This is a genomic window from Campylobacter sp. RM9328 (genome assembly GCF_012978615.1).
In genome coordinates this window covers 1-415 of the sequence record NZ_LIWF01000075.1, presented here as the reverse complement: position 1 = coordinate 415, position 415 = coordinate 1, and the positions used below count along the sequence as shown (strand labels likewise).

Sequence of the window (415 nt, the reverse complement as noted above, 5' to 3'; positions counted from 1 at the left end):
ACCTTAGATAACTCTAAAGAGTTTGGTAGAGCTAGGTCGTGGCAAGTTTTAAATCTAGGTAATGATATAGCTTTGATTATAAATTTCCTTACTAATACTTGTATCCATGACGAAGGTGGTGGTATCACTCACAGAAATTGCGATATCAATAACAAATCCCAACAATGGCAACTATCAGCTATGGACAATGGTGCCATTCAGATAAAATCTAGCGCTTCTGGTAAATGTATCACAACAGATCTTGGCTCACTAACTCAAACTGGTAGCTACTATAGTCTTGCTATGAGAGAGTGTAATTTTAAGCCAAATTTTAATCAACAATGGGTATTTATCCCTGAAGCAGCACCAACCTCTCCACTCTTAGGATATCAACAATGAAAAATATATTAATAATACTATTATTTAGCTTTATAAG

At 34.7% G+C, this 415-nt stretch carries 1 protein-coding gene; it reads left to right on the top strand.

Annotated features, from left to right (window positions below; all coding sequences use genetic code 11):
* Positions 1–378 (top strand): RICIN domain-containing protein (locus CCAL9328_RS10755; RefSeq protein WP_170000650.1); only part of this gene is annotated, 378 nt, incomplete at its 5' end.
* Positions 379–415: the final 37 nt, after the last annotated feature.